Annotated in this window: 18 protein-coding genes; 4 read left to right on the top strand and 14 right to left on the bottom strand. The window is 51.9% G+C overall.

The window, feature by feature from the left end:
• Positions 1-38 precede the first annotated feature (38 nt).
• The 12 genes from ccoS to LKE13_RS17580 form a co-directional block, all read right to left on the bottom strand.
• Positions 39-194 (bottom strand): cbb3-type cytochrome oxidase assembly protein CcoS, encoded by a 156-nt coding sequence (gene ccoS, locus LKE13_RS17635; RefSeq protein WP_227952998.1) that lies wholly within the window; start codon positions 192-194, stop codon positions 39-41.
• Entirely contained in the window at positions 191-2512 is a 2322-nt protein-coding gene (locus LKE13_RS17630) for a heavy metal translocating P-type ATPase (protein WP_227952996.1), read from the bottom strand. Before LKE13_RS17630 ends, ccoS begins: the two co-directional genes overlap by 4 nt.
• Positions 2500-2997: a FixH family protein gene (locus LKE13_RS17625; RefSeq protein WP_227952994.1), complete on the bottom strand. Its 498-nt coding sequence runs from the start codon at positions 2995-2997 to the stop codon at positions 2500-2502. The genes LKE13_RS17630 and LKE13_RS17625 overlap by 13 nt, the downstream gene beginning before the upstream one ends.
• A complete protein-coding gene (ccoG, locus tag LKE13_RS17620) occupies positions 2994-4454 on the bottom strand; it encodes a cytochrome c oxidase accessory protein CcoG (RefSeq protein ID WP_227952993.1) in 1461 nt (486 codons plus the stop codon). Before ccoG ends, LKE13_RS17625 begins: the two co-directional genes overlap by 4 nt.
• Before the next feature lie 32 nt (positions 4455-4486).
• Positions 4487-5356 carry a cytochrome-c oxidase, cbb3-type subunit III gene (ccoP, locus tag LKE13_RS17615; protein WP_227952992.1) on the bottom strand — a complete coding sequence of 290 codons (870 nt, stop codon included), beginning with the start codon at positions 5354-5356 and terminating at the stop codon, positions 4487-4489.
• Position 5357: 1 nt separating this feature from the next.
• Positions 5358-5507: a cbb3-type cytochrome oxidase subunit 3 gene (locus tag LKE13_RS17610; RefSeq protein ID WP_227952991.1), complete on the bottom strand. Its 150-nt coding sequence runs from the start codon at positions 5505-5507 to the stop codon at positions 5358-5360.
• A 10-nt stretch (positions 5508-5517) separates the two neighbouring features.
• Positions 5518-6243, bottom strand: coding sequence for a cytochrome-c oxidase, cbb3-type subunit II (gene ccoO, locus LKE13_RS17605; RefSeq protein WP_227952990.1), 726 nt, complete (start codon positions 6241-6243; stop codon positions 5518-5520).
• Between the two features lie 5 nt (positions 6244-6248).
• On the bottom strand, positions 6249-7877 hold the full coding sequence (gene ccoN / locus LKE13_RS17600; RefSeq protein WP_227952989.1) for a cytochrome-c oxidase, cbb3-type subunit I: 1629 nt from the start codon (positions 7875-7877) through the stop codon (positions 6249-6251).
• A gap of 191 nt (positions 7878-8068) precedes the next feature.
• Positions 8069-9418 (bottom strand): oxygen-independent coproporphyrinogen III oxidase, encoded by a 1350-nt coding sequence (gene hemN, locus LKE13_RS17595; protein WP_227952987.1) that lies wholly within the window; start codon positions 9416-9418, stop codon positions 8069-8071.
• Positions 9415-10212 (bottom strand): helix-turn-helix domain-containing protein, encoded by a 798-nt coding sequence (locus LKE13_RS17590; RefSeq protein WP_227952986.1) that lies wholly within the window; start codon positions 10210-10212, stop codon positions 9415-9417. Before LKE13_RS17590 ends, hemN begins: the two co-directional genes overlap by 4 nt.
• A 275-nt stretch (positions 10213-10487) precedes the next feature.
• Positions 10488-12275 (bottom strand): acyl-CoA dehydrogenase family protein, encoded by a 1788-nt coding sequence (locus LKE13_RS17585; protein ID WP_227952984.1) that lies wholly within the window; start codon positions 12273-12275, stop codon positions 10488-10490.
• 46 nt (positions 12276-12321) lie between these two features.
• A complete protein-coding gene (locus LKE13_RS17580; protein WP_227952982.1) occupies positions 12322-14109 on the bottom strand; it encodes an acyl-CoA dehydrogenase family protein in 1788 nt (595 codons plus the stop codon).
• 134 nt (positions 14110-14243) lie between these two features.
• Here LKE13_RS17580 and LKE13_RS17575 point away from each other — a divergent pair, with 134 nt between their 5' ends.
• The 3 genes from LKE13_RS17575 to LKE13_RS17565 all read left to right on the top strand — a co-directional run bounded on the left by LKE13_RS17575 (position 14244) and on the right by LKE13_RS17565 (position 17386).
• Positions 14244-15131, top strand: a complete 888-nt coding sequence (locus tag LKE13_RS17575; protein ID WP_227952980.1) for a LysR substrate-binding domain-containing protein — start codon at positions 14244-14246, stop codon at positions 15129-15131.
• Positions 15132-15193: 62 nt separating this feature from the next.
• Complete coding sequence (locus tag LKE13_RS17570) at positions 15194-16693, top strand: helicase HerA-like domain-containing protein (RefSeq protein ID WP_227952979.1); 1500 nt, start codon at positions 15194-15196, stop codon at positions 16691-16693.
• Positions 16694-16741: 48 nt separating this feature from the next.
• Positions 16742-17386, top strand: coding sequence for an MBL fold metallo-hydrolase (locus tag LKE13_RS17565; protein WP_227952977.1), 645 nt, complete (start codon positions 16742-16744; stop codon positions 17384-17386).
• A gap of 1 nt (position 17387) precedes the next feature.
• On the opposite strand, the gene LKE13_RS17560 is transcribed toward LKE13_RS17565, so the two are convergent.
• Both LKE13_RS17560 and LKE13_RS17555 read right to left on the bottom strand, forming a co-directional pair.
• Entirely contained in the window at positions 17388-18581 is a 1194-nt protein-coding gene (locus LKE13_RS17560) for a mandelate racemase/muconate lactonizing enzyme family protein (protein WP_227952975.1), read from the bottom strand.
• 5 nt (positions 18582-18586) lie between these two features.
• A complete protein-coding gene (locus LKE13_RS17555; RefSeq protein WP_227952973.1) occupies positions 18587-19669 on the bottom strand; it encodes a Zn-dependent alcohol dehydrogenase in 1083 nt (360 codons plus the stop codon).
• Positions 19670-19916: 247 nt separating this feature from the next.
• Between LKE13_RS17555 and LKE13_RS17550 the strand changes: the two genes are divergently transcribed.
• Complete coding sequence (locus LKE13_RS17550; protein WP_227952971.1) at positions 19917-20945, top strand: TRAP transporter substrate-binding protein; 1029 nt, start codon at positions 19917-19919, stop codon at positions 20943-20945.
• Positions 20946-20949 lie beyond the last annotated feature (4 nt).

Genomic DNA, 20949 nt, shown 5'->3' with positions numbered 1-20949 from the left:
AAACTGCTAGCTTTGTGCAGCATTAGATACCTGACGCGTCAGGTGATTTCGTCATTTTCGTCATCGATAAGGATGCGATTTGCGGCACCATCCAGATCTTCATACTGGCCGCTTTTCAAGCTCCAGAGGAAGGCGGCAAGCCCGAGCCCCCCTAAAAACAATGCCACCGGAATAAGGTAAAGAAGCACATTCATTGCATCACGCCCTTCCTTTCCATCCGCAGTCGGAGGGAGTTGAGGCAAACAACAAGAGATGATGCGGACATGGCGACTGCTGCAATCAGAGGGGTCACGATCCCGGCAACGGCCAACGGAACGGCAATAGCATTATAAAGAAAGGCGAGAGAGAAATTCTGGAAGATCAAACGCCTGGACATACGGGCAACCTTGATCGTTTCCGCAACGGCTGATAGATCCCTACCCTGAAAAACAAAATCGGCCGCAGTTTGGCTGATATCCGCTGCACTCGCCGGGGAGAGAGAGACATGTGCAGAGGCCAGTGCCGGCGCATCATTAAGGCCATCTCCGACCATCAATACTTTATGCCCAGCCGCTTCCAAAGATTTAAGATGCGCAACCTTATCCTCAGGCTTTTTCTGGGCATACCAATTCTCAATACCAAGCGTGTCGGCAAGACCCTCTACCACAGCCTCCCGATCCCCCGACAAAAGATCAATCTTGAAGCCTTGCGCCTTCAAATTTTCAATTACAACGCGGGCACCGGGACGCAACCGATCCCGGAAACGAAACTGTATAGCTTTCTCATTTTCAATTTTCAGCCATAGTTCGGGACCGGGTGCCTCGTTAGAGCCTGCATCACCGCTCACATGACAGAAAGTACGATTTCCAAGGCGTATTGCTGTTCCGTTCAACACCGCTTTCAGGCCTTCGCCGGGGCATTCCTCAACGTCAAGATATTCCCCTGCGCCATTGCCCGCGCGGGCGACAGCGCGAGCAAGCGGATGACGACTATTGCGGGCAATCCGGGCGGCAAGATCAAGATGTGCGGATGTAATTTCTTCACGATTAACGAGATCAAGACGGCCTTCAGTCAGGGTTCCCGTTTTATCAAAAACAATGGTATCCACCTCAGCGAGGCGTTCAAGACCATCTGCGGCCTTGACCAGAATTCCCTTCACCAGGAGCCGTCCGCTCGCCACCACCTGGACAACAGGTACAGCAAGGCCGAGCGCGCAAGGACAGGTAATTATCAATACGGCCACGGCCTGCATGAGTGCATTTTGCCAGCTACCAGCCAAAATCCACCAGCCTATGAATGTCACCGCCGCCAAAATATGAACTGCGGGCGCATAGAACCCTGCAATCCGGTCGGCAAGGCGAACATATTTCGCACGACCCTGCTCTGCCGCCTCCATCAACCGGACAATGTCACCGAGCAAGGTATTGTCCCCTGTCTTTGTGGCCTCAATCTCAAGCGGCGCGCTCAAATTCAGCGTCCCGGCAAACACATTATCGCCGGCACTAACAACGCTTGGCAGACTTTCTCCGGTTATCAAACTTACATCGAGGTCCGACCGGCCTTTAGCGACCACCCCATCGACGGGCAGTCTGTCCCCGACCATAATTTTGACATGGGTTCCCGGCGTGACGGTTTCGACCGATACTGTTTTACAACTTCCGTCGGGGAGAACGATCGTCGCGGCCACCGCCTTCAGAAGCAACAAACGCTCCGCCGCGGAGCGCGCCTTGCTGCGGGCGGCATTATCAAGGTAACGCCCGATCAAAAGGAAGAAGAGCAAGGTTACCGAAGCATCAAAATAGACATGATTTCCGCCCTGAACAGTTTCGGCAAGACTCATTCCCGCCGCTAAAATAACCGCAAGTGATATGGGAACATCCATATTGAGACGTCCCGCACGAAGGGCGGCCAACGCAGATTTGAAGAAAGGCTGACCCGCGTAAGCGACAGCCGGGAGCGCGACCATAGCAGAAATCCAGTGCAGAAAATCTCGGGTCGCGGGGCCCATATCCTCAGAAAATAATCCTGCCCAAACTGAAACAGAGAGCAGCATCACATTCGCCGCAGCAAATCCCGCAACGGCCAGCGCCCGAAGGAGTCGCGCATTTTCCTCCGCAGCGGCCGATACTATCATCGCAGGGTTATAGGGTGTGAGAGGATAGCCAAGTGCGATAATCGGTTTCACAAGTTCACCGACATCTACGTCGTCAGGGAGCCAACGCAGAAAGAGACGCCGAGTTGAAAAATTGACCCGCGCATCCAATACTGCCGGATTGGATTTTAACGTCTGCTCAATTGTCTTAATGCAATTGGCGCAATGCATATTTTCAACAAGGGTATGCAGTATGGCATTGCCGTCCTGATCAGTTTCAACAAAAGCTGTAGGGTCGGCACTCACAAAGTCATCAAAATCAGCTGCCGGCGATGTCGCATCTTTAAGAGCAATGGCTCCGCTGGAACAACAATCACCACCCAGATCGTACGAACGTCCAGCGGTAAGGTTTTCCTGGTTTTTAAGGGCTATTTGACCCATATCCTCTTATCCAGCCGGTAAGGCTCCTCATAACCGCCGCCATGCGCAAGAATGGAAACATCCCACTGGCCAGACCCCATAAGTGTAATACCCGCCGTGTAATTTTCCTCATTATATATCAACGGGACGCTTTGATCAGTCCCATCAATTACCGGGCGACGAATGGTCGCAACGACGTCAAGGTCCTCAATATTTCTACCATCAGGGTCCAGTATACTGAGGGCTATCGTACCTTCTGCCGCAGCTGTCTGCTCGAATGACAAGGCGGGCTGCCACCCGCGCGCAAGCTGCCGTGCACGGTGATCAATTTCCTCGTTATAACTAAGTCCCCGTTTATAGGCATCATTTTCACTAAGCCCCGAAAAACTACCGAGTGCAAAATACACGAAGGCACCATTGACAGCGAACATCAATCCAAAAAATGCCGCCAGCATGAGTGCAACATGCCGTCCAGTGAGGGGTTTGCCGTTAATGCTAGCACTCATTTCTCCGGCCCCTTGAAGCTGGTTTCCTGAATATCACGTTCATTACTCTTAAAGTCAGTGACGACAACATCGATATCCAACGTCTTACTCGGCAGGTTTTCAGCAGGCGCAGATATAAACAGCTTATAACTGGAAAGGGCATCTGCCGGAACTGTCACGATCATCGGCAACCCAACCGGTGGACCGCTTTCAATCCAGGCCTGAGCATTTTTCAGCCCCTCCACCTCAATCTGAAACTGGCGGGTCTCATGAATTTTATTAAGAATTTTGACCGTGTAGCCATTTCGGATGGATCCATCCGACAAAGTCACAAACAGCGGGTTACGATCACGGATGACATTTACATCGAGAACCGACCGGTTGAGCAAAGTAAAGAGCATCACCGCGCCAACAAGCGCCAGGATCAACCCATAAGCAATCGTCCGTGACCGAATAAAGCGAATATCGAGCTTGCGCTCCGGGTTGCTGTCGAACTGTCCGGCATGCGTATCATACCCGATGAGACCGCGCGGCAAGTCGACCTTGTCCATCACGTCATTGCAGGCATCGATACACAGCGCGCAGGTAATACATTCAAGCTGGAGTCCATCCCGAATATCAATACCCATCGGGCAAACCGCAACGCATTGGTTGCAGTCGATGCAATGCCCGCGATCTGTCCAGGGCTCCCCCTTTTTATGCGGGCCGCGCGGCTCCCCTCTGCCACTATGGTAAGTGACGGTCAGCGTATCTTCATCCACCATTGCGCCCTGTATTCGGGGCCATGGGCACATATAAGTGCAAACCTGTTCCCGCATCAAACCGCCGAACACATAGGTCGTCGCTGTCAGGACGGCCACACTTGAATAAGCGATAATAGGTGCCTCAAATGTGAACAGATCCCGGAGTAACGTGGGGGCATCGGCAAAGTAGAAAATCCACGCGCCACCGGTCAGCACTCCAATGATAATCCAGATTGAATGCTTCGCTATCCGCTTAACCAGCTTGGAGACCGACATCGGCGCCTTATCCAGCCTTAGGCGGGCATTCCGATCCCCCTCTATCATCCTTTCGACAAAGATAAAAAGATCTGTCCAGACTGTTTGAGGGCAGGAATAGCCACACCAGGCGCGCCCAAAAAGAGACGTCACGAGAAACAGGGAAATTGCCGCCAGAATGAGCAGTCCGGTGATGTAGTAGACTTCCTGTGGCCAAAGCTCGATAAAAAAGAAATAGAACCGCTCCCGTGCGAGATCGATTAGCACTGCTTGATCCGGCCCGCTGTCTCCGCGATCCCAGCGAATCCAAGGCGTGATGTAATAGATCGCCAAGGTTACGCCCATGATAATCCATTTCAAACGACGGAAGTTTCCGCGCGCTTTCTTCGGCTGGATTTTCTCGCGTTTTTTGAAAAGCGCCCGGTTTTCTTTCTTGTTAACCGGACGGACATCGATGTTCTCTACGGAGCTGTTAGCCACAACCCTTACTCCAAAATGGAAAGGTTAAACGATTACTCCCCGCCCCCTAGGGAGTGCACATACAGAGCCAACTGGCGAATGGTTGCGTCATCCAGCCGGTCTACCCAAGCTGGCATCACATTATTACGCCCGCGGGAGATAGTTCTGAGAATGATATCTTTGTCTTTCCCGTAGAACCAGATTGCATCGGTCAGGTTTGGCGCGCCGAAGTCCCGGCCACCTTTCGCCTTATCCCCATGACATGATGCACAGTTTTCCATAAACACTTCCTGACCACGATCAACAGCGGCTGTATCCTCTCTCTCTGCCGAAAGGGAAAGAACATACTCCGCCACATCGTTGATTTGCTCCTTAGTGAGCATTTCATCGGTGAGGAAGGCCGGCATTTCACCAATCCGCGTATCGTCATGATCAGAGCGAATGCCATATTTAATGGTTTCGTAAATCGCGTCCACGTCACCGCCCCAGAGCCAATCATCGTCATTCAGATTCGGAAATCCGGGCGCCCCTTGCGCTCCAGATCCATGGCACTGGGAACAATTCACCGCAAAGGCCGATTTACCGCCTCGCAACGCGAATTGATAAAGCTGGCTATTGTTCTTGACGGCGCTAAGCTCCATCGTGACTAGCGCATTCCGATCCTCTGCATGGGCTGCTGTCGCATCTGCCAGTTCCTGTTCCAGCGATCCGCGAGAGGAATAACCGAGAAAACCGGCAGTATGGCTACTAATCAGGGGCCAGGCAGGCATGACAATCCAATAACCAATCGCCCAGATAATGGAGGCGTACATCGTCCATAGCCACCACCGCGGCATGGGCGTATCCAGTTCCTTGATACCATCCCATTCATGCCCCGTTGTATCGGTGCCTGAAAATTCGTCTTTTTCAACCTTGTTGGACATTTTAATCTTCCTCAAGCGGGATATGGGCTGCCTTGTCGAACTTTTCCTTATTTCGTGGCCACAGCGCATACGCCAGCACCGCAATAAACAGGCCAAACAGGTAAAGCAGTCCGTAACTCTGTGCGAAGGTAGAAACGCTATGATAATCCATTATTCCCCTCCTACCGTTTATTGGCATCCACGTCATAGGACGTGAAGTCAACCAGGGTTCCCATCATCTGAAGATAGGCAATCAACGCATCCAACTCTGACAACATCGCTGGATTACCATCGAAGTCCCGAACCTGGGCCTTAGGATAGCGTTCCATAAAGGCATCAATCTCATCCGCATCCGGATTTGTCTGTATCGCCAGATCCAGTTTCGCATTTTCGATCATGTCGTCCGTATAGGGCACGCCGACAATCTTGTTGGTTTTCAGATTATCCGCAATATTCGGCACTTGGAGTGACGTTTTCCCAAGGAACGGATACCCCGGCATCACAGATTCCGGCACCACATCGCGGGGGTTATTCAAATGGGTGACATGCCATTCATCAGAATAGCGTCCCCCGACCCGCGCGAGGTCCGGCCCAGTCCGTTTGGAGCCCCACTGAAAAGGATGGTCATACATGCTTTCCGCCGCCAGGGAGTAATGGCCGTAACGTTCCGCCTCATCCCGGAGCGGCCGCACCATCTGACTGTGACAGTTGTAGCAACCTTCACGGATATAGATGTCCCGTCCCGCTAGCTCCAGCGGACTATAGGGGCGCATCCCTTTCACTTTCTCAATCGTGCTTTCCAGATAAAAAAGCGGGGCAATCTCGATAAGTCCACCGATGGAAACCACGATCAGGACAAGGACTAGCATCAGGATCGAGTTTTTTTCAATTTTCTTGTGACTGAACATGTTACTTACCTCGCTCCTGCAAATTCCATATTCGGTACAAGTGAGCCTGCTTCCTTCGCACGCACATCCCCCCGAACCGTTCGCCAGAGATTATATACCATGATAAGGGCGCCGATCAGGAAGAGGGCACCGCCGCCAGCCCGGATCACATAGAACGGATGCATCGCCTCAACTGTCTCACTGAAAGAATATTCCAAGAAACCAAAGGCATCATAAGCACGCCACATCAGCCCCTGAAGGATACCGGAAACCCACATCGCGGTGATATAGAGCAGAATACCCACCGTCGATATCCAGAAATGCAGATTAACGAGCGCATCTGAATAAAGCGATTTGCGTTTCCAAACGACAGGCGTCAGGAAGTAAAGCGCGCCGAAGCTGATATAGGCTACCCATCCAAGCGCGCCAGAATGAACATGACCGATAGTCCAATCCGTGTAATGGCTCAGCGCGTTCACGGCCTTAATCGACATAAGCGGACCTTCAAAGGTGCTCATCCCGTAAAAAGCAACCGACGTCACCAAAAAGCGAACAACCGGGTCTGTCCGGAGTTTGTCCCACGCCCCAGAGAGCGTCATCAAGCCGTTGATCATGCCACCCCATGAGGGCATCCAGAGCATGATGGAAAAGGTCATGCCGAGAGTCTGCGCCCAGTCCGGCAAAGCCGTGTAGTGCAGATGATGTGGTCCGGCCCAGATATAGAGGAAAATCAGCGACCAGAAATGAATGATCGACAGGCGATAGGAGTAAACCGGCCGGTTCACCCTTTTGGGTATGAAATAATACATAATCCCGAGGAAGCCCGCTGTCAGGAAGAAGCCAACGGCATTGTGTCCGTACCACCATTGGGTCAGCGCACTCTGTACACCGGCAAACAAGGAATAGCTCTTCACGCCCGTAAGACTGACCGGGACGGAGAGATTATTCACAATATGCAGCATTGCGATTGTTACAATAAAGGCGAGATAGAACCAGTTAGCAACATAGATATGCTTTTCCTGCCGCTTCCAGATCGTTGCAAGGAAAACCAGCAGATAAACTACCCAAACCAACGTCAACCAGATATCCACATACCATTCAGGCTCAGCATATTCCTTGGACTGAGTAACGCCCAGCACATACCCCGTCGCCGCAAGTACGATAAAGAGCTGATAGCCCCAGAAGACAAACCAGGGCGCGATATCGCCTGCTAGCCGGGCACGGCAGGTCCGCTGCACCACATGAAATGATGTCATAATCAGGATATTGCCGCCGAAGGCGAAAATAACCGCAGAGGTATGAAGAGGACGAAGACGACCGAAATTTGTCCAGGGAAGATCGAAATTCAGAACCGGGAAGGCAAGCTGCAAAGCAATTACAAGGCCGACAGAAAATCCTACCACGCCCCAGAAAGTCGAGGCAATAATCCCCGCCTTAATGATCTCTGTATTGTAATTAACACTGCCATTGGCATCCGCCAGGCTGGGGGTGCTGATATTACGATAATTCCTCGCAATAAGAGCAAAGGCGCTCAGCACGGCGGCAATTGAAAATACCATGCCGTGCAGCATCATTGTGGGGTCGACCGCCTTTGCGGACAATATAACGCCTAACAGGACGCCGACGATCGTAAAAGCGAGCCATAACAGATTCATACCCAAGTTCCGTCTGTTGCTATTATCTACGGGAGTATTTGAAGAGCCTTGCAAAACTCTTCAGTATGGCAACAACCAACACTCCCCCTCAATCTGCAAACTAGGACAAGTCGATTTTTCTTCATTGATCTAAATCAACTTAGAAAAAACTTCCTGCCTTGATGCGTCAATTTATGTATCAATTGGAATAGTTAAACAGCTTTTGAATGCCGCGCCAAGCCTTGGTTAAAATAAATATCAAAAATTGCACAGACGGCGCGCACCAACAAGCGACCCGCAGGTTGAATGATAATCTGGCTGCCGTTAATTGATATAATCCCTTCATTTGCAAAGTGTCGCAGATTATTTATCTCATCTGAAAAATAGGAAATATCCACTCCAAATTTCCGAACGGCCGCATCCAGATCAACTTCCAGGTTACACATAAGACGCTCAATTACATATCCGCGCAATCGATCATCATCACTTACACGAACACCCTTAGCGATGGGAAAGTGCCCTTTAAGCACTTCATCTTCATAGGTTTTCATTGCCACAACATTCTGAAGATAACCTTGTGGCAGTCGGCCAATAGATGACGCGCCAACCCCTAGCAACACGTCGGCATTATCCGTGGTATAACCTTGAAAGTTCCGGTTCAGCGTCCCCTCTGTGAGGGCGATGGCCATCGTATCATCGGTCTTCGCGAAATGATCAAGGCCGATCTGATGATAACCAAGCTCAAGCAAGCGGTCCGACGCGGCAACCGTCTGCTCTAACCGCGCGTCACTATCTGGCAGTTCTTCATCCCGGATCATCTTCATATGGTTTTTCATCCAGGGAACATGCGCATACCCAAAGAGAGCAATCCGGGCCGGCCGCAGCCTATGTGAAAGATCGACGGTATTTAGGACATCGTCCACTGTTTGTTGCGGAAGGCCATACATCAGGTCGAAATTGATATTCTCAATACCAGCATTGCGGAAATTTTCCGTTACTTCCTTTGTAAGATCATAAGACTGAATCCGGTTAATCGCCGCCTGAACTTTCGGATTAAAGTCCTGAATTCCAAAGCTGGCACGGTTAATGCCGGAGGCGGCAAGCGCCTCAGTTTTTTGTTTATCGACCGTTCTCGGATCAATTTCCACCGCAAGTTCAGCTCCCTCTGTAATCAGAAAGAGATCCCTTATAAGATCCATGGTTTCTAAAAAATCTTCAGCAGAAAGCATTGTCGGCGTCCCGCCGCCCCAATGGATATGCGATACCTTAAACTTACCCGGCAGCGCATCCGCAAGCATCTTTAGCTCCGCACGCAACGCCATTGCATATTTGCGGACCGGATCATATCGGGCAACAATCTTGGTATGACAGCCGCAATACCAACACATCTTTTGGCAAAAGGGCACATGGAGATAAAGCGATAGCGGCTTTTGCGGATCTAACTCCTTTAGCCAGCTTGTATATACATGCCCGGTTACGTTGGGACTGAAATGCGGCGCGGTCGGATAACTGGTGTAACGGGGGACGGACTTACTGATTAACTTCCCCAGTGTTGTCGTCATTTCTCACCTTCCGCCAGATTTTCGAGCCACTCCAGATCTTTGATCAGGATTAAGTGGTTCGATGGCACGTCCAAAACGCCCATTTTCCTGAGTTTCGTAATTGTCCGGCTGACAGTCTCTATTGTAAGCCCAAGAAAATCCGCAATATCATTCCGGCCCATTGTCAGCTTAACTTCAACTTTATTTCCTGTATCATCGCCAATTTTTCTAGCCCGATCGACTAGAAATGTCGCAATTTTCTCAATCGGTGTTTTACGGCCCAATAGAATAGCGTGATGACGAAGCTCGTGGAGTTCATCCAGAACCTTTTCCGACAAAGCCGACTGGATGGATGGCATTTCCTTATGATATTTATCGAGAGCTTTGATCGGGATCTGGCAGACTACCGTATCGCAGACGGCCTCTGCATCTGACTGGTAATACCCCTTTTTCTGCTCACCGATGACTTCGCCAGCGGACTTGAAGGAAGTTATCTGGCGACGCCCATCATCCAGCAAGTTGGCAAGCCGGATCTCGCCCGAGACGACACTGTAGACATACTTCGCTTCTTCAAACTCCCGATAGACGGATTGGCCTGTCTTCACCAGCCTTGTCCTGATATTGCGGGCAAACTCGGCCATTTCATGATCTTTCAGGCCGGAACAGATTGCCTGATTATGGGCACTACAAGTAGCACATGGCCCCTCCGAGATGCTTTTTGGCTTTGCTTTCGGATTTTTCTCTAACGGTTCAAGGCGAATATCTACCTCCGACTTAGCCAATGACGAAATACGCGTGTCCAAGGTTTTTAACATATCACGTATTCTCCCCTATCCAGTTTGAATGCCAATCAATTATGAAACTGTCTCTAAAGCCTATATTTTAAACTTTTCTCGTATCCTTCCATGTGGTGAGATGACGCAGGTTTAAAATTCACACAAGAAATCGGTAAAATAGACGTTACGAGCGAGATTTTTTCGCAGTTTTAATGAGGCTTAGGCAAAAAAATCCCCGACAGCGACATAATGCCACAGCCGGGGAGCTTTGTCGATTTCGCGTCCGTTTTTATTATTATTTTTTGCTAATCGACTTAAATGCGCAGCAGATCAGCCGCGACATCAAGCGGGACCGCCGCATCTTGGAGCAAGTAATTTCCTGCCTCAATTTCGAACTGATTATCTCCATTACTAAGTGGGTCATGAGGACGCAATCGCGTATCCATCACTAACCGGGAAAGAAGCATCCGGCGCGCATCGCCGCCAGCCTTGCCAAGGGTCGCCCCTTCTGTTGCAAGCAAGGTTGCGGTCGTAACGTGATAAAGCGCATCTGAAGCTTGCCGGGCCTGTGTTTCATTTCCGGATTTCGCAATATCTTCTGCAAATTTCTTGGCTCGATCAACGAGGCCGGAAAGCTCGCCGGCAAATTGCCCAGGTAGACCATTCGCGCCTTGCAACCGGCCTTTCAAATCATCTGCAAGATCTTCATGCGCGCCGGTTTTGGCCACTGCGCGGGTTGTAATATCCAGCGCATTAATATTCGAGGTCCCCTCCCACAGCAACCCCGTATGCGCATCGCGGACAAGACGGGAATTAACCCAATCCTCTATCAGACCATTTCCACCCCGAATTTCAAGCGCGCCAGTTGCCACCGGCACATTATCACGGCAAGCCCTGAACTTAACGAGTGGCGTCAGAATTCGATTTAGACGCGCCGCGGACTCATCCCCACCTTCGGCTTTATGCAATATGGATGAAACATGCATAATCATCGATAGAACCTGCTCCGTCGGAACCATCAATTTCAATAATTGTCGCCGCAAAAGCGGCTTGTTGATAATCGGCTCGCCAAACACATCTCTGGTTTGGGCCGTCACCATTGCCTCATTCAGACAACGGCGCATCATACCGGCGGCCCTTACGCCATGGGAGAGGCGAGACATGCTGACCTGATCCATCATCTGGCGCAGACCCGGATTGGGTTTCGCACCGACGTCGCCGAATGCATATCCGACAGCGCCATTGAAAATAATTTCACCCGACGCCATGGATTTCGTCCCCATCTTGTCCTTCAGGCGGACAATCCGGTAGCCGTTTCGCTCCCCGTTATCCAATGTGCGCGGCACCGCAAAAATCGCAAGACCGGAATTCCCCTCAGGCGCACCTTCAGGACGGGCAAGGACAAGACTTACTTCCGCATCGGCACTGGAGCAGAACCATTTATCGCCATAGAGCCGCCATTCGCCATTTTCCTGACGCGCCGTCACTGCGAGATTGGCAACCTCAGAGCCACCTATTTTCTCGGTCATGAATTGTGCGCCGCGGAATAACTCATCCATATCCTGACTGCGCATCTTGTCGAGGAATTTGTCCTTGGCATCGTCCGGGCCGTAACGCTCCAGCAGCATAGAAGACGTATCTGTCAGGGAAATCGGGCACATCAACCCGAATTCAGATTGCGTAAACAGATACTGGAACACATATTTGGCCATCGGCGGAACTTTTGTCGGCCAGCCATGCACGCCCTCTTTTCTCGACATACAATGAATACCGAAGTCACCATATCCAATCTTTTCCATTTCGCGGAAAGCGGGATGATATTCGATCCAGTCACGATTGCGACCCCGAGCATCGCGCGGGTGAAGAACTGGCATGTGAGTTTCGCAAATCCGCGCCAGCTCATCGAGACGGTTCCCCGCGACTTCGCCGAGTTGACGGTAAATGGGAGTCATATGTTCTCTAAGATCATCCGGCAGATAAATCGTCAGCAGATCCTGAAGGCTTTTATCAATCTCGAAGAAATTGAGACCGTGACAATCCGCAGCAACCCAGTCTTCAAGCTCCCGCTCGTCACGGTTTTTGATTTTAACTTCCATATTCATGATATCTCTTCCTGATCATCCTTTTTTGGTCGGTTAATGCCGTTCCTTATAGTGTAAGGATACGGCTTACTTCTTCAAGATTGAGCGGTGTATCGTTAAGAAGCGCATCCGTCGCGGCGGCATCGAAGGCATCCGCCTCGATTGATAATGGGTTAGCCGCGCCAAGCTTGTGATCGATTACCATGCGCGACAGAAGCAGCCGACGGGCGTCTTTGCCAGCGGCGCCCAGTTCCGCGCCTTCGTTCGCCATCAAGGTTGCCGTCGTAACATGATAGAGCGCACTCGCAGCTTTGCGAGCATGCGTTTCCTTCCCCTGCCGCGCAACGTCTTCAGCAAATTTCACAGACTGATCCACCAGGCCCTTAAGTTGACCGGCATACTGTCCAGGCATCGCGGTATTGGCATCGATTTGCTTGGTAAGATCCTCGGCCAGATCCTCCTGCGCGCCCATCCGGGCAATCGCCCGTGTTGTCACGTCAAGAGAGTTGATATTGGATGTCCCTTCCCACAACACACCAAGATGCGCATCCCGCACGAGGCGTGGATTGACCCAGTCCTCGATATAACCGTTACCGCCGCGCACTTCCATGGCACCGGTCGCAACACGGATATTATCCCGCGCAGTCCGATACTTAAGCAGCGGGGTCAGAATACGGGTCCGTCTCGCGGCGGCCTCGTCACCCTTTTCACCCTGCTCAAGATTAACGGCAACATACATAAACATGGACAGCGCCTGCTCTGTAGGGACCATCAGCTTCATAAGCTGACGGCGCAACAACGGTTTGTCGATAATCGTCTCCCCAAATGCCTTGCGATAATTGGCCACCGTCAACGCCTCGTTCAGGCAACGGCGCATCATCGCCGCGCCGCGCACACCATGCGACAGACGGGAGAAATTCACCTGATCCATCATCATTTTAAGGCCTTTGTTCGGATGCGCGCCAACCTCACCGAGCGGATAGGCCGATGCCCCTTCAAAGATAATCTCGCCGGAGGCCATGGACTTGGTGCCGAGTTTATCCTTCAGCCGGACAATTCGATACGGATTGCGACTGCCGTCTTCGCGGTGGCGCGGCATGGCAAAAAGTGCGAGGCCGCTGTTTCCTTTGGGTGCACCTTCGGGGCGGGCCAGCAACAACGCAATGTCACCGTCTGCACAGGAACAGAACCATTTTTCACCGTAAAGCTTCCATTCCCCATCTTCGAGGCGCGCCTCAAGCGCGATCTGAGAAACATCCGATCCGCCCGTCTTCTCTGTCATGAACTGGGCACCTTTCAGGATCTTGTCCATATCCTGGCTATACATACGATCGAGAAGCTTCTCTTTGGTTGCCTCATCCGCATAACGCTCAATCAACATCGCCGACGTGTCGGTCGCCGAAATCGGGCAGAGCTGGCCGAATTCGGACTGACCGAAGAGATACTGGAAAACATATTTTCCAATGGGCGGGACTTTTTCCTGCCAGCCCAGCACACCTGCCCGGTGGGACATCCGGTGGAAGCCGAAATCCTTGAAGGCGACATCTTCCATTTTGCGATAGGACGGGTGAAACTCGATCCAGTCCTCGTTCCGGCCGCGGGCGTCACGGGCATGGAGAATGGGGCCGCGCTTGTCTGCGTCCCGTGACCAATCGTCAAGCTGGTTGCCAGATATTTCACCAAGGCGATTAAAATGCGGCTCCATATGCTGGCGCAAATCGTCCGGCATATAAATATGCAGCAAGTCGCGCAGACCGTTATCAACTTCAAAGAAGTTAAGGCCATGGCAATCCGGTGCGATATAGTCAGAAAGTTCCTGAGGGCTAAATTCCTGTTTTTTATGTAAAAAAGTCATAATCTATCCCGTTTTTTTAGTTGGCCGTCGATGGTTCATATTTCAGGGCATATAATGGGTAAATCGATAATCATGGACAATCGATAATTCAGCATAGTATAATTGAAAAAAACTCACGCAAGGGATGTCCCTATATGCTTCATATTCCCTCTACGTCTGGGCTTCGGGCATTCGAAGCTGCCTGCCGCTATTTGAGCTTCAATCAAGCTGCGGAGGAGTTAGGCGTCACCCCGGGGGCGGTCAGCAGACAGATTCAGACATTAGAGCAATATCTGGGAAAAACACTCTTTCATCGTCACCACAAGCGCATAGAACTGACCGCAGTCGGCCGACAATATCTAGCTGAAATCACCTTGCCATTAGAGAAGATCGCGGCAGCATCGGCACGCCTGCGCAGCGAGACACGACGAAATGCCGTTTCCATATGTGCCTATCCGACTTTTGCACTACGCTGGTTGATCCCAAGATGGGCGGACCTTTATGAACGCCATTCGGATATAGATGTACAATTGATCACTTCTCTCAATCCCGCGGATTTTGAACGGGACGACTTTGATCTCTCCATTCAGGTTCTACCCGATGGAACTGGTCTTACGGGCATGAGGATCGACAAGCTACTCGAAGTGGTCACCTATCCAGTTTGCAGTCCGGAGATGGCCAAAAAATTCTCCCGGCCGGAGGATTTACGCGACGCGGTTTTCCTCCATGACAGTCCGCGCCCGACAGACTGGCTCCGCTGGCTTGAAGAGGCCGACGTTCACAACGTCAACACTAACAAGGGGCTGCATTTTGAAAGCACAAATATGGCGCTGCATGCCGCAGAAAATGGGCTCGGCGTTACCATCGGCATAGATGCGCTGGTTCAGGAATCCGTCGCATCGGGAAGACTGGTGAGGTTGTTCAACATAGAGCGTCGATCCAACCACTCCTTTCATCTTGTGTCGTCGGCGCGCAAAGCCACTCGACCGAAGCTTGCCGCTGTACGCGAATGGATGCTTGAGGCCGCCGGACAACCTGTATAAATTCAAGGCTAACGTTTTTTATGTTAGCCGACCCGATCTTAAGTTTGAGGAAATTATTGACCATGACCTGTTTACAAAGTGACGGCATATTTATTGGCAAGAGCGATGATGGAGCCGGCAGCAATCAATATCTTCCGCTTAAATGGGGAAACCGGCACGGCTTGATTGCGGGGGCGACCGGGACCGGGAAGACAGTCACCCTGCAAGTTCTCACGGAAGGGTTTTCCAGCGCAGGCGTCCCGGTATTTCTCGCCGATGCAAAAGGCGACCTCTCTGGTCTGTGCCACACTTCGGATATGCAGGGTTTCCTGACAAAGCGGGCCGACAAGATCGGATTTTCGGAAGAGTATAAAGGCGCGGCCTATCCCGCTGTTTTCTGGGATTTGTTCGGCAAGCAGGGCCATCCTGTCCGGACGACGATTTCCGAAATCGGCCCTCTCTTGCTTTCTCGTATGCTGGAGCTTAACGACACGCAGGAAGGCGTCATGAATATTACCTTCCGGGTCGCGGATGAGCAGGGTCTGCTGTTACTGGACCTGAAAGACCTGCGCGCTCTTCTCGGTGTCGTGAATGAGCAGAGAAAAGAAATTTCCGCGATATACGGAAACGTCTCGCCGCAATCGATCGGCGCCATACAGCGCGCATTGCTGCGCCTTGAGGATCAGGGAGCGGACAAATTCTTTGGGGAGCCAGCGCTTGATCTTCGCGACTTCATGCGCACCGATCACGAAGGACGCGGCATGGTCAATATTCTCGCCGCCGACAAGCTGATGAATTCACCGCGGCTTTATGGCACGTTTCTATTGTGGATGCTGTCCGAGCTGTTCGAGGAGCTGCCCGAAGCTGGCGATTCTGACCGGCCCAAATTGGTTTTCTTTTTCGATGAAGCACATCTGCTATTTAATGATGCTCCAAAGGCTCTGCTTGAAAAGGTGGAGCAGGTGGTTCGCCTGATCCGGTCAAAAGGCGTTGGCGTATTTTTCGTCACGCAAAGCCCGGACGATATTCCGGATTCTGTGCTGGGACAGTTGGGCAACAGAGTGCAGCATGCGCTGCGCGCCTTTACCCCGAAGCAGCAAAAAGCAATTCGCCTCGCCGCCCAGACCTATCGCCCCAACCCCGCTTTCGAGGTTGAGGACGTGATCACTACTCTCGGTGTGGGAGAGGCTCTGGTTTCCACATTGGAGAATAAAGGCGAACCGTCGATTGTTGAGCGGACGTTGATCCGCCCCCCTTCCTCCAAACTTGGGCCGGTGAGTCGGGCAGAACGTAAACATGTGTTGAACGACAGCACGCTTGCCGACAAATATGATGAGACGGTTGACAATGAATCGGCCTATGAAATTTTGCAGGAGCGAGCCGAGAAGGCAGCAAAGGCTGCGGAAAAAGCAAAAGCCGAAGCGGAAACAGTTGAGACAAAAAAGGCGCCTGCGCGCCGGTCAAACCGGCAAAGTGTTGGGGAGGCTGCAATCAAGTCTCTCACCCGCGCCGTCAGTTCCTCGTTTGGGCGCAGCATTGCCAAGGCCCTCCTTCGTGGTATTCTCGGCGCCCTTAAAAGATAAACTAATACTAACTAACAAAGGACGGAGCATTTCACGCTCCGGTATTGTATGAAAGCCGTCATCATTCCCGTTACCCCTTTCGCCCAGAACTGCAGCCTGATCTGGTGTGAGGAAACCATGAAAGGCGCCGTTGTCGACCCAGGTGGCGATCTGGACCAAATTCTTGAAGCTGCTGAAAAGCAGGGGGTGACAATCGAGAAAATCCTGATCACCCATGGCCATCTCGATCATGCGGGCGGCACGAAAGAACTTCACGAAAAACTTGGCGTTCCGATTGAAGGCCCCCACAAGGATGACAAATTCTGGATTGATCAACTTCCAGCGCAATGCGCAAGATACGGCTTTCCGGAATCTTTTGCTTTCACGCCGGATCGCTGGCTGGAAGATGGTGACAAAGTCACCGTCGGGAATGAAGAATTCACCGTCGTGCATTGCCCCGGCCATACACCAGGCCATGTTGTCTTCGTCAATCTGAAAGAACGGGTCGCCATTGTCGGCGATGTGTTATTTCAGGGGTCCATCGGTCGGACAGATTTTCCGCGTGGCAACCATGAAGACCTGATCCATTCCATTCGTGAAAAACTCTGGCCGCTCGGTGATGACATTACTTTCATTCCAGGGCATGGAAACCTCTCCACCTTCGGTCAGGAGCGGGAAACTAATCCCTTTGTGGCCGATATGAACTTCGGCTGAGTTATTCAAAGACCACCGGATCATCGACCATTTCCAGATGAAGCTGATCGCCTGTGAAGGGATGGCTGGCGATGACTTCTTCATCCAGCTCAATCCCGAGCCCCGGTTTCGTCGGCGGAATAATATACCCCTCTTCCCACTGGATCGGCTCCTTCAGAATTTCCGCATGGAAATCACCCATGGTGTTGATGCTTTCCTGAATGAGAAAGTTCGGCGTGCAGGTGCTGAGCTGAATATCCGCCATCGCTGACACGGGACCGCAATACATATGCGGTGCGATCTGGGCGTAATAAACCTCCGCCATGCTGGCGATCTTCTTGCCCTCCAATATTCCGCCGACACGGCCGAGCGCCATTTGCAGGATTGAGGCCGCGCCACTTTCCAGCACGCGATGAAACTCATATTTCGTACAAAGTCGCTCCCCGGTCGCGATCGGGATCGTTGTCTGGCGCGAGAGCTTGCCCATTTCATTTGCATTTTCCGGCGGTGTCGGCTCCTCAAACCAGAGCGGATCATATTTCTCCAGGCGGCGCGCAAGACGAATGGCGCCCGAGGTTGTCAACTGGCCGTGGGTGCCAAACAGCAAGTCCGCTTTATCTCCGACGGCTTCGCGTACCCGGTCGACTAGCTTTTCCGACAGATCCATTCGGCCAAGCGATGGTTGGCGCGGATCGAAAGCCGAGTACGGCCCCACCGGATCGAACTTTACGCCAGTAAATCCGAGCGCGACATTTTCCGCTGCCCGCTCCGCCGCTAGGTCGGGGTCACTATAAACATCAGTCGTGTCCCCCTCTTTTGGGTAGAGATAGGTGTAGGTCCGGAGCTTTTCACGAACCTTACCTCCTAACAACTCATAAACCGGTTTATTTGTTTCTTTCCCGTTAATATCCCAGCATGCCATTTCAAGCGCACTCAGCACCGCCATCATGGTCGAGTCTGGCCGCTGTGTGTATCCGCTGGAATAAACCCGCCGCCAGATCCGCTCGATATGAAAGGGATCCATCCCGAGCAGACGCCGCTCAAATACATCCTCAATCATCTTGACCGTCACATCGGGATGAAACGGCGCAGCATAGGCTTCCCCTATTCCAGTCACGCCGCTGTCGGTTGTCAGCTTGACGAAAACCCAGAACTGCCCGCCCCAATGAGGGGGAGGCGTACCGACAACGAAGGTTTCAAGATCGGTTAGTTTCATGGCATCTACTCAAATATTATTACGTTTCTGAGGGCCTTGTCCGCCCGAACTTCATCAATTGCCTCGTTGATCTGGTCAAGCGGATATCGCCCTGTAATCAACTCGTCCAGTTTCAAGTTACCTGCCTCATACAGCGCGACCAGTTTCGGGATATCGATACGCAACCGGGTCGACCCCATTTTGCTGCCAAGAATTTTCTGACCTGACCCGGCGATGTTACCGGCCTCCACCTCTATTTTCTGTCCTGTTGGCGGCATCCCAACAATCACCAGCGTCCCGGACGGCGCGAGAAGGTCCAGCCCCTGCTCGAATGCCTTGGGGCTACCCGCCGCGACAAAAACATAATCGGCTCCGCGTCCGTGGGTTAGCGCACGGACCTGCTTCGCCGTATCATTCGCAAGGGGGTTTATCGTATGCGTTGCCCCAAAGACACGCGCCGCAACTAGTTTCTCTTCCACCAGATCAAGAGCAATAATCGGCGCCGCATTCACCAGCGCCGCCCCCTGGACTGCGTTAAGGCCGACGCCACCACATCCGATCACTACAACGGAAGAGCCATATTCCACCTCGGCCGTATTGACGACCGCACCAAGTCCTGTGATAACCCCGCAGGAAAGAAGAGATGCCGCATCCAACGGGAAGTCCTTGGGAAGGACTACCAACTGTGATTGATCGACAACAACCTCTTCGGCAAAGGCACCGGTATGGAGTCCCGGCCCTACCTTTTCACCTTTTTCCGACGTTAGGCGACTGTCCTCGTCGATCGGAAAGGGAGTGGCGCAAATATATGGCTGCCCATTTTCGCAATCCGCGCAGTGACCACAGGATCGAATTAGTGTGACGAGAACAGGGTCACCCACCTGAATATTCCGAACCCTCGCACCAGTTTCCATGACGATCCCAGCGGCTTCATGGCCCAGCACCATGGGCAGCGTCCCGCCCCAGCCGCCATCCATATAGGTAATGTCCGAATGGCATATAGCACAGGCCGCCAGCTTGACTCGCACTTCCCCCTCTTGTGGCGGTGCGATTCTGATATTCTCGATTTGTAGCGGCTTGTTAAACTCCCGGCAGACAGCAGCTTTCATGTATCTCTCCCTGATTTCCTGTTAATTACAACTCTTCATGAACCCCGGTCGGAAAGTCAATCATAGCCTTTTCGCATTGGATATTTTTTCGCCAGTTTGTTGACGGTTACAAAATTACAATCCATTCGTTTTACGAATAGCACGAAGCATAAACTTATTTTACGCCCGATCTATTATCGCTAATGTCAACATCATCGCCGCATATCGATTGTCAAAGAACAAGTGTGGCGAAACTGGGAGGTTACATATGAAAAAGCTATTAGGTTTAACTTTGGCAACTGCAATGGCGGTTACCGGTGCGATTTCGGCACATGCAGCCGAGATCACTTTAACTCTGCATCATTTTCTGAGTCCGAAAGCGCCAGCGCATACAAAAATGCTGCAGCCTTGGGCTGATAAAATTGCGAAAGACTCAAACGGCAGGATCGAAATCAAGATTTTTCCGTCAATGGCACTCGGCGGTAAGCCGCCGGAGCTTTATCAGCAAGTCCGCGATGGTGTTGTAGATATGGTCTGGACTGTGCCCGGCTACACTCCCGGTGTTTTCCCGCGCATAGAAGTATTTGAATTGCCAACGGTTCATAAGGGAGATGCCAAGGCGACAAATGCCGCCATTCAGGAAATTTTTCCGATGATTGCCGACGATTTTTCGGATGTGAAACCCCTTCTCGTCCATGTGCATGCGGGCAATGCCTTGCACACGACATCAAAAAAGGTCACATCGCTTGATGACGTGAAAGGTATGAAAATCCGCACACCATCCCGGAGTGGCGGCTGGATGATCGAAGCCTGGGGTGCCGATCCGGTTGGCATGCCACTCCCCGACTTGCCGCAGTCCCTTTCCAAAGGCGTTGTTGAAGGCGGTCTCGTTCCCTTCGAGATTTTCCCGCCGTTCAAGCTGGCAGAACTCACCAATTACTCATTGGTTGGTGGAGATAATGAGCGGTTCGGCACGGCGACTTTCCTCTTCGCGATGAACAAGGACAGCTATAACAACTTGCCGGATGACCTTAAAAAAGTGATCGATGATAACATCGGACCCGCTTTTTCAGAGGAAATGGGCGTTGTCTGGAACAATGTCGAAAAGCCCGGAATGGGCATGCAGGAAAAGTCAGGAGGCCAGATTGTTGAGCTTGATGCGGCTGCCAAAGGCACCTTCGATGAAGTTGGCGACAAAGTTGTGGCGCGATGGGTCAGTGAAGTAAACGGCCGTGGCATCGACGGCCAGAAACTTGTCGATGAAGCGCGTAAAGCTATCGCCAAGCATTCCAACTAACGAA

This window comes from Sneathiella sp. HT1-7, from assembly GCF_020731145.1.
Taxonomy (GTDB): Bacteria; Pseudomonadota; Alphaproteobacteria; order Sneathiellales; family Sneathiellaceae; genus Sneathiella.
The sequence above is the reverse complement of the archived record's forward strand: the minus strand, read 5'-3'. Positions and strand labels throughout refer to the sequence as shown.

What these genes read in the sequence shown, in the direction of transcription:
- ccoS (WP_227952998.1), bottom strand. Translation starts at nt 194, where the DNA reads ATGAATGTGCTTCTTTACCTTATTCCGGTGGCATTGTTTTTAGGGGGG.
- LKE13_RS17630 (WP_227952996.1), bottom strand. Translation starts at nt 2,512, where the DNA reads ATGGGTCAAATAGCCCTTAAAAACCAGGAAAACCTTACCGCTGGACGT.
- LKE13_RS17625 (WP_227952994.1), bottom strand. Translation starts at nt 2,997, where the DNA reads ATGAGTGCTAGCATTAACGGCAAACCCCTCACTGGACGGCATGTTGCA.
- ccoP (WP_227952992.1), bottom strand. Translation starts at nt 5,356, where the DNA reads ATGTCCAACAAGGTTGAAAAAGACGAATTTTCAGGCACCGATACAACG.
- LKE13_RS17610 (WP_227952991.1), bottom strand. Translation starts at nt 5,507, where the DNA reads ATGGATTATCATAGCGTTTCTACCTTCGCACAGAGTTACGGACTGCTT.
- ccoO (WP_227952990.1), bottom strand. Translation starts at nt 6,243, where the DNA reads ATGTTCAGTCACAAGAAAATTGAAAAAAACTCGATCCTGATGCTAGTC.
- ccoN (WP_227952989.1), bottom strand. Translation starts at nt 7,877, where the DNA reads ATGAATCTGTTATGGCTCGCTTTTACGATCGTCGGCGTCCTGTTAGGC.
- hemN (WP_227952987.1), bottom strand. Translation starts at nt 9,418, where the DNA reads ATGACGACAACACTGGGGAAGTTAATCAGTAAGTCCGTCCCCCGTTAC.
- LKE13_RS17590 (WP_227952986.1), bottom strand. Translation starts at nt 10,212, where the DNA reads ATGTTAAAAACCTTGGACACGCGTATTTCGTCATTGGCTAAGTCGGAG.
- LKE13_RS17585 (WP_227952984.1), bottom strand. Translation starts at nt 12,275, where the DNA reads ATGAATATGGAAGTTAAAATCAAAAACCGTGACGAGCGGGAGCTTGAA.
- LKE13_RS17580 (WP_227952982.1), bottom strand. Translation starts at nt 14,109, where the DNA reads ATGACTTTTTTACATAAAAAACAGGAATTTAGCCCTCAGGAACTTTCT.
- LKE13_RS17575 (WP_227952980.1), top strand. Translation starts at nt 14,244, where the DNA reads ATGCTTCATATTCCCTCTACGTCTGGGCTTCGGGCATTCGAAGCTGCC.
- LKE13_RS17570 (WP_227952979.1), top strand. Translation starts at nt 15,194, where the DNA reads ATGACCTGTTTACAAAGTGACGGCATATTTATTGGCAAGAGCGATGAT.
- LKE13_RS17565 (WP_227952977.1), top strand. Translation starts at nt 16,742, where the DNA reads ATGAAAGCCGTCATCATTCCCGTTACCCCTTTCGCCCAGAACTGCAGC.
- LKE13_RS17560 (WP_227952975.1), bottom strand. Translation starts at nt 18,581, where the DNA reads ATGAAACTAACCGATCTTGAAACCTTCGTTGTCGGTACGCCTCCCCCT.
- LKE13_RS17555 (WP_227952973.1), bottom strand. Translation starts at nt 19,669, where the DNA reads ATGAAAGCTGCTGTCTGCCGGGAGTTTAACAAGCCGCTACAAATCGAG.
- LKE13_RS17550 (WP_227952971.1), top strand. Translation starts at nt 19,917, where the DNA reads ATGAAAAAGCTATTAGGTTTAACTTTGGCAACTGCAATGGCGGTTACC.